The 6,815-nt window shown below is 59.9% G+C and carries 7 protein-coding genes; 2 read left to right on the forward strand and 5 right to left on the reverse strand.

Annotated features, from left to right (window positions below; all coding sequences use genetic code 11):
• The first annotated feature begins 63 nt into the window (after positions 1-63).
• On the forward strand, positions 64-1,245 hold the full coding sequence (locus ABLX76_RS18385) for a PLP-dependent aminotransferase family protein (protein WP_348875032.1): 1,182 nt from the start codon (positions 64-66) through the stop codon (positions 1,243-1,245).
• Positions 1,246-1,440: 195 nt separating this feature from the next.
• Here the strand turns inward: ABLX76_RS18385 and ABLX76_RS18390 are convergent, their stop codons facing one another.
• The 3 genes from ABLX76_RS18390 to ABLX76_RS18400 all read right to left on the reverse strand — a co-directional run bounded on the left by ABLX76_RS18390 (position 1,441) and on the right by ABLX76_RS18400 (position 2,862).
• Positions 1,441-1,629, reverse strand: coding sequence for a hypothetical protein (locus ABLX76_RS18390; RefSeq protein ID WP_004205204.1), 189 nt, complete (start codon positions 1,627-1,629; stop codon positions 1,441-1,443).
• Positions 1,630-1,834: 205 nt separating this feature from the next.
• Complete coding sequence (locus ABLX76_RS18395) at positions 1,835-2,173, reverse strand: hypothetical protein (protein ID WP_087848612.1); 339 nt, start codon at positions 2,171-2,173, stop codon at positions 1,835-1,837.
• A gap of 86 nt (positions 2,174-2,259) precedes the next feature.
• Entirely contained in the window at positions 2,260-2,862 is a 603-nt protein-coding gene (locus ABLX76_RS18400) for a short chain dehydrogenase (protein WP_032454058.1), read from the reverse strand.
• A gap of 97 nt (positions 2,863-2,959) precedes the next feature.
• Here ABLX76_RS18400 and ABLX76_RS18405 point away from each other — a divergent pair, with 97 nt between their 5' ends.
• Positions 2,960-3,871, forward strand: coding sequence for a LysR family transcriptional regulator (locus tag ABLX76_RS18405; protein ID WP_348875034.1), 912 nt, complete (start codon positions 2,960-2,962; stop codon positions 3,869-3,871).
• Here ABLX76_RS18405 and ABLX76_RS18410 read toward each other — a convergent pair whose 3' ends face one another.
• Positions 3,872-5,020, reverse strand: coding sequence for a PLP-dependent aspartate aminotransferase family protein (locus ABLX76_RS18410; protein ID WP_348875036.1), 1,149 nt, complete (start codon positions 5,018-5,020; stop codon positions 3,872-3,874).
• A 10-nt stretch (positions 5,021-5,030) separates the two neighbouring features.
• Positions 5,031-6,407: a cystathionine beta-synthase gene (locus ABLX76_RS18415; protein ID WP_165454422.1), complete on the reverse strand. Its 1,377-nt coding sequence runs from the start codon at positions 6,405-6,407 to the stop codon at positions 5,031-5,033.
• Between the last annotated feature and the right edge of the window lie 408 nt (positions 6,408-6,815).

A 6,815-nucleotide genomic window follows, 5' to 3' on the forward strand; every position in this document is an offset into this window, starting at 1 on the left:
GGGGACCACCTGCAACAAAGCCAAGATAATTAACACAACAACAAGACAGAAAAGGAAAATAGTATGCACGATCGGCGTCTCGCCGCCCGCGCGGGTGAACTCAAGCCCTCCGCCGTCCGCGAACTTCTCAAGCACAGTAAACTGCCGGGCGTGATCTCGCTTGGCGGCGGCATTCCGGCCCCGGAACTGTTTGATACCGAAGGCCTGGAGCTGGCGGTGCAGAAGGTGATGAGCGAGCGTTTTCATGACGCATTTCAGTACGGTCTGACCGAAGGCTACCCGCCGCTGCGTCAGGCGGTGAGTGAAATCTGCCACGCCCGTGGCGTGACCTGTTCAGCCGCTCAGGTCTATATCACCTCCGGCTCCCAGCAATCGCTGGATATCGTTGCCCGCACGCTGCTCGATCCAGGCGATACTATCGTCGTTGAGCGACCCACCTATCTGGCGGCGCTGCAGGTGTTTCAGCTGGCGCAGGCCAATATCCTCAGCGTCGATACCGATGATGACGGGATGCTGGTGGAGCAACTGGCCGACCTGCTGGAGACCACCCGCGTCAAAGCCGTCTACCTGGTGCCGACGTTCGGCAACCCCGGCGGTAAAACGCTGAGCGAGGCGCGTCGTCGCCGGCTGGTCGAGCTGGCGAAAAAATATGACTTCGTCATTCTGGAAGACGATCCCTACGGTGAAATTAGCTTTACTGACGCCGTGCGACGTCCGCTCTATCAGCACGCCGTTGAGCTGGGCTGTGAAGATCAGGTGGTTTACACCTCGACGTTTTCAAAGATCCTCGCGCCGGGGATGCGTATCGGCTGGATCGTCATGCCGGACTGGCTGGCGCAGCAGACGGTGATCGTTAAGCAGGCGGCGGATCTGCATACCAATATGCTGTCGCAGGTGATCACCGCGGAATACCTCAGCCTGAACCGGCTGCAAAATCAGATTGTGTTGATTCGCGAAGACTATCGCAAGAAGTGCGTGGCGCTGGCCGACGCGCTGGAGAGTCGCCTTGGCGATCATCTGGAATTCAGCCGCCCACAGGGTGGGATGTTCCTGTGGGCGCGTTTCCGCTATCCGTTCGATACCATGGCATGGATGAAGAAAACGCTGGAAAACGGCGTTGTGTACGTCCCGGGGGAAGCGTTCTATCACGATAATCCGGATACCCGTACCCTGCGCCTTTCCTACTCCACGGTGTCGGAAGCAGGGCTGCTGACCGCCGTTGAGCGGCTGGCGGCCTCCCTGTAACGACCCTGCTGTGCGCCGCTTAGCGGCGGCGCACCCTCTTCGCCTCAGTAGCGAGAGGGGGTGACGCTAGCGTTCAGCGCTGGGGTCACTCCGTATCGGCGATGCGATCATCCAGCCAGACCAACATCAGCGCTGCGAGAAAAGCCACCGCAAAGGTACCAATAAACAACCACATAGATGTCCCTCACGGGTTAATTATTTTGCTGATTTTACCGGAGAGCGATCGTTTCGGTCGGAGATGGAGATTTTTGTCCCAGCCGAATGGCTGGCGAGAGAGAAAAAGTCATCGGCATCAATATCGAAGTTAAGAATAATTTCCCTGTATTCCCCACCGTTAATTAACGCTTTGGCTTCTTTAACACTACTGGCAATAATGACAGGCATCAGTTTTATCTCATTTTGAAAACTGAGAAGCAAAATAAGAGTTAGTTCGTACCAGATCAACTACTTTTTATCGTATGCGACCGCAGAAAAAAACGTCATCCCGTGGCTCGGCGATAGGGGAGGATTTTGTGACAGCGATCGGCTCATCAACAGCGGGATCTTATCGGACGCTGGGACGGGCTGCTGTTTCGCCAGCCCGCCGGGATTATTCACCCTGCTGTTTTGCCCGTAATATCTCGCCGCAGCGCTGCCGGTCCTGACGCAGCGTCTGCTGTTCCTGCGGGCTGAGCTGATGCCAGGTGTCCAGCATCCGCTGCCCCAGCGCCGGCAGGTAATGCGCTTTATGCAGCGCGTAGTCAGAATTCCCCCCCTCGACGATGTTTTGCATATCGTCGAGGAACTGGCGGCTGTCGTCATGATCGATCACGCAAAATACCGCCCGGTAGTAAGCTTCGTCTTCCTTGGTGTAATGCGGGGTGAACCACCAGACCAGCAGCGCGATAAGCGCCAGCAGCGGGATAATAAAAGGTAATTTTTTCAACATCAGTTTTTCGGCCGGAGACAATCAGCCGTTAGTGTACCTGCAACGACGTCAGGATGTAAGCGCCGGCCCCGGCGGGCCGGCACGGGCTAGTAGCCGACCGGGTAAATGCGGCCGGTCTGCACTCCTTCAATGCTGCGGCGATAGGCCTGCGCCACGGCGGCGGCGGGGACGCTGGCAAAGCCCGGGAAAAAGTCGCCGTAGGCCGCCAGCGACTCGCTGAGCACGGTGGGGCTGATGAGATTAATGCGGATCCCGCGCGGTAGTTCGCAGGCGGCGGCGCGCACAAAGCCTTCCAGACCGGCGTTAACCGTCGTGGCATTGACGCCCTGAGCAATCGGCTCCTGCGCGACAATACCGCTTACCAGAGTAATCGACCCGCCGTCGCGCAGGAAATGCTGGCCGATCAGCGCCAGGCGAATTTGCCCCAGCAGCTTGTCCTGCAGACCGAGGTTGAACTGGCTATCGGTCATGGTGCTTAACGGCCCAAAGTGCAGATTGCCGGTAGTGGAGACGATGGCGTCTACTTCGCCGGTCTGCGCAAACAGCGCCTCGACGCTCCCCTGGGAGGTAATATCCACCTGATAATCCCCCCGGGTGCGGCCGACGCGGATAACGTCATGTCTCTGGCCCAGTTCTTCGCTGACCGCGCGACCAATGGTGCCGCTGGCACCGATAACGATAATTTTCATGGCTGACTCCTGATGAGGTGAAAGCCTATTCTTTAATAAAACGGATATCGGATAAACTGGCTGAAAGTTAGAACATTACTAACCAGAGGTTAGCAATATGGATAAGCTGCGAGGGATGGAGACGCTTATTGCCGTGGTGGAGTGCGGCAGCTTTACCGGGGCGGCGTCGCGCCTGGGGCTGTCGGCGGTAATGGTCGGGAAATACATCGCCCAGCTGGAAACCCAGCTGGCGACGCGTCTGCTGGAGCGTAACACCCGACGCCAGAGCCTCACCGACGCCGGGCGGGTCTATTTTGACGAAGCGAAACGGGTGATGGAGCAGGTCTCCATCGCCGAAAGCGCCGTTGAGCGGCTGCGGCTGGCGCCCGCCGGCACCCTGCGGGTGAGCGCGCCCACCTCGTTCGGCGCCAGCGTGATCGCGCCCCTGACCGCCACCTTTCTGCAGGCCTGGCCAGCGGTCCGGGTGGAACTGGATCTGACCAACCGGATGGTCGATCTGGTGGATGAAGGTTTCGATCTGGCGATCCGCATTGGCGAGATCCATCAGGAGGATCTGGTGGCCCGCTATCTGGCGCCCTATCGGATGGTGATCTGCGCCGCGCCGGCTTATCTGGCGCGTTACGGAACGCCAGGGACGCCGGAAGATCTCGCCGATCATCTCTGCCTGTCCCATACGGTCTGGACCGCGCGCAACGAGTGGCGGCTGCCGGGCATGGAGGGGGAAGTGCGCTGGAAGCGCGATGCGGTTTTGCGCTGCAACGATGGCTATGCGCTGCGCCAGGCGGCGATCGCCGGGGCCGGGCTGCTGATGCAGCCGGAGGTGCTGCTGGCCGATGCGCTGGCCAGCGGCAGCCTGATGCGGGTGCTGGAGGCGTGGACCCCACAGCCGAGGCCTGTGCATCTGCTCTGGCGCCAGGATCGCCGGCCCCTGCCGAAGCTGACGCAGTTTATCGCCCACCTTCAGCAGGGAATGGCCGACGCGCTGGCGACGACCCGCGCGTCGGAATAATCACTCCTCCCGTAGCGCCTGCTGCCAGTCGGCAATCAGATCGTGAGGATCTTCGATCCCGACCGACAGGCGGATCAGCTGCGGCGTGATGCCGTTCGCCAGGCGCTTCTCCAGCGGGATCGAGGCGTGGGTCATGCTAAACGGTTGGCTCACCAGGCTCTCCACGCCGCCCAGACTCTCCGCAAGGGTGAACCAGCGCAACCTGCTGATAATGCGTTCGGCGTAACCGTCATCGCCCTTCACCACGACGGAAATCATGCCGCCGGGCAGGGCCATTTGCTGGCGCGCCAGCCGATGGTGCGGGTGCGAGGCCAGCCAGGGGAACCAGACTCGCTCTACCTCCGGCTGCTGTTCCAGCCATTCGGCGAGCTGCAGCGCGTTCGCGCTGTGGCGCTCCATCCGCAGCGCCAGGGTACGGATGCCGCGTAGCGTCAGGAAGCTGCTGAACGGGTCGAGTACACCGCCTACCGCATTCTGCAGGTAGCCAAGCTTTTCCGCGAGCTCAGCGTTATCGCCAACCACCGCCAGGCCAGCGACGACATCGGAATGGCCGTTGAGGTACTTGGTCGCGGAGTGGACCACAATATCAAACCCATGCTCCAGCGGGCGATGGATCGCCGGCGAGGCGAAAGTGTTATCGGCGACGCTGATCAGGTTATGGCGTCGCGCGATGGCGGCGATGGCGCTGAGATCCGCCAGCTTCAGCAGCGGGTTAGTGGGCGTCTCCACCCAGATCATGCGCGTATCGGGGCGGATCGCCGCTTCAATCCCCGCCAGGTCGTCGGGTTTCACCCAGCTCACCTGCAGACCAGCGCTACGACGGCGAACGTTTTCCAGCAGGCGATAAGTACCGCCATACACATCATCGACCGCCACCAGGTGGCTGTCCTTATCCAGCAGCTCCAGCACGGTGGAGATGGCGGCCAGCCCGGAGGCGAACGCGTAGCCGCGCGTGCCGTTTTCCAGGTCGGCGATCGCCGTCTCCAGCGCGTGGCGGGTAGGGTTCCCGCTACGGGAATATTCATAGCCGGTATGCTGTCCCGGCGCCGGCTGAGCAAAAGTGGAGGTGGCATAAATCGGCGGCATCACTGCGCCGTGGCTGTCGGTGAAGGTTCCGCTATGTACGCTCAGGGTGTGGATAGATGACATAAAAAATTCCTTATTGTGCGACTCGGTTACGCCAGGCGGTCAGTACATCGCTGCGGGTGACCAGGCCAAGAAAACGCGCGTTGTCAGCGATCACCGCCACCAGACCGCGATCGAGAATGGCCTGCAGTTCGCTCTCTGGCGCACGCTTATCGAGAGTTTCAACATGGCGGCTCATCGCTTCGCTAACCGGCAGAGAGAAGCGTTGGCGATCGCCCTTTACGTGGCGGATCAAATCCCACTCATCGACGATGCCGACCACGCGGCCATCCTCCAGCACCGGCAGCTGGGAGATGTCATACAGCCGCATGCGGGTAAATACTGCGGCCAGGGTGTCGTCCGGCGCGGCCGTGACGGTGGCGCCTTCGTCATGGCGCAGGGCGATAAAATCACTGAGATCGCCCTGTTCGGGACGGGCGATCAGCCCCTGCTGGCGCATCCAGTCGTCGTTGAACATTTTTGACAGGTATTTATTGCCGCTGTCGCAGGCGAAGGTCACTACCCGCTTCGGACGGCTTTGCGCCCGGCAGTAGCGCAGCGCGGCGCTGAGCAGGGTACCGGTGGAGGAGCCGGCCAGCACCCCCTCGACCTGCAGCAGCTGGCGCGCGGTGAGGAACGCTTCGCGGTCGCTGACGCGATAGGCGGTATGCACCCCTTCCAGCCTGGCCAGCGGCGGGATGAAATCTTCTCCAATCCCTTCGACCAGCCAGGATCCCGTTTCGCCGTAGCGTCCGGTATCAACCTGATCGGCAAGGATCGAGCCCGCCGGATCGGCGAGGATAAATTCCGTTTTCGGCGAATGTTCTGCAAACCAGGCCTGAAGCCCGCCCAGCGTGCCGCCGGAGCCAACGCCGACGACGATGGCGTCTATGTCGCCCTCCAGCTGCTGGAAAAGTTCTGGCGCGGTGGAGGTAGCGTGCGCCAGCGGATTCGCGTCGTTGTTAAACTGGTCGATGTAAAAAGCCCCCGGCGTTTCATCGGCAAGGCGGCGGGCATAATCCTGGTAGTAGGCCGGGTGGCCTTTATTGACGTCGGAGCGGGTGAGCAGCACCGTCGCGCCCAGCGCCCGCAGGTGAAAGATTTTCTCGCGGCTCATTTTGTCCGGCACCACCAGGATCAGGCGGTAATTTTTCTGCGCCGCGATCAGCGCCAGGCCGAGGCCGGTATTGCCGGCGGTGGCTTCGATAATTGTCCCGCCGGGCGCCAGTTTTCCCTGGCGCTCGGCTTCGTTAATCATCGACAGCGCGACCCGATCTTTAATTGAGCCGCCCGGGTTCTGATTTTCCAGTTTTAAAAACAGACTGCAGGGGCCGGTATCCAGTTTGTGCAACTGGAGCAGGGGAGTATGACCGATCAGGTCGCTCACGGAATGAAACAGTGACATAACCATTTACCCACTCGTTTAAGATATTTTTGCATGGTAGGTCTGTGAAATCGGTTATTTAAAGAATATTTCTCTGCCATTTAGCGCAAAATGGAATATAAGATGCTATTCAGCCATCCGGAGGGAAAGCAGGGTAGCCGCCTGGGCGGATCGATTGCCAGAAAAGGGCGTTTTTAGCCGCTTTTGGCGACAAAAAGGCGATTTTAATCAGCGTGTTATCTGATATCTGGCAATGTATTTGCGAAAAGATTCTATGGGGAACAGGCCTGCGCTTGCCGTTAAGTGGCAGCGGCGCTGGCCAGGAGAAAAGCGCAGCAGGGAAATCACGGGTTAACGCAGTTCGATGGAGAGTCCGGCTACAGAAAAGCAAAAACCCAGCCATAGGCTGGGTTCTTTAAATAGTGGTGCCCGGAC

The sequence above is a fragment of the Klebsiella sp. JB_Kp004 genome (assembly GCF_040065795.1).
Lineage (GTDB): Bacteria > Pseudomonadota > Gammaproteobacteria > Enterobacterales > Enterobacteriaceae > Klebsiella > Klebsiella quasipneumoniae.

Excerpts from the sequence above, each read along its gene's own strand:
- ABLX76_RS18390 (WP_004205204.1), bottom strand. The coding sequence starts at position 1,629 with ATGCCTGTCATTATTGCCAGTAGTGTTAAAGAAGCCAAAGCGTTAATT.
- ABLX76_RS18400 (WP_032454058.1), bottom strand. The coding sequence starts at position 2,862 with ATGAAAATTATCGTTATCGGTGCCAGCGGCACCATTGGTCGCGCGGTC.
- ABLX76_RS18385 (WP_348875032.1), top strand. The coding sequence starts at position 64 with ATGCACGATCGGCGTCTCGCCGCCCGCGCGGGTGAACTCAAGCCCTCC.
- ABLX76_RS18415 (WP_165454422.1), bottom strand. The coding sequence starts at position 6,407 with ATGGTTATGTCACTGTTTCATTCCGTGAGCGACCTGATCGGTCATACT.
- ABLX76_RS18405 (WP_348875034.1), top strand. The coding sequence starts at position 2,960 with ATGGATAAGCTGCGAGGGATGGAGACGCTTATTGCCGTGGTGGAGTGC.
- ABLX76_RS18395 (WP_087848612.1), bottom strand. The coding sequence starts at position 2,173 with ATGTTGAAAAAATTACCTTTTATTATCCCGCTGCTGGCGCTTATCGCG.
- ABLX76_RS18410 (WP_348875036.1), bottom strand. The coding sequence starts at position 5,020 with ATGTCATCTATCCACACCCTGAGCGTACATAGCGGAACCTTCACCGAC.